Raw genomic sequence first — 466 nt, forward strand, 5'->3', positions numbered from 1 at the left:
CAATTTGTTTTTCAACATTCTTTGTTTTCTTTTCAACAGTGGCTTTGTCTTCTTTTTGTTGTTCTAGTAATTCATTATTGGCGCTCATCATTGTTGAGACCGCTTGAACGCGACCAATTGCATCTGCTACTGAATCTGCATCTAAGACAGCATCAATAATTGAATCACTTTGACCATTCACTTGGACATCGCGTGCTTGTTTTGTCATTTGTACTTCACGTTTTTGAATACGGACATTCAAATCAGAAATTTCACTATATAATTTAGATACTTCTGATGATAGCTTGTTCTTTTTAGCTGTTAATGTATCGATTTGTTTGGCCGTTTCAACCATATCATTTTCAATCGCGGCAACTTTTGCTTCTGCATCTGTCATTTGGCTAGTTAACGCATTAATTTTTTGATCTTGTTGTTGAATCTTTGTATCGTATTCATCTGCAAATGCTGCGGATGGCAACGCTACGCT

Annotated in this window: 1 protein-coding gene; it reads right to left on the reverse strand. The window is 36.3% G+C overall.

Annotation, left to right across the window (positions count from 1 at the left end; all coding sequences use genetic code 11):
* Positions 1–466, reverse strand: a 466-nt coding sequence (locus tag ACU8YE_RS24925) for a coiled-coil domain-containing protein (protein WP_446930221.1), incomplete at both ends; no start/stop codon positions are given.

Source organism: Ralstonia sp. VS2407, assembly GCF_052950655.1.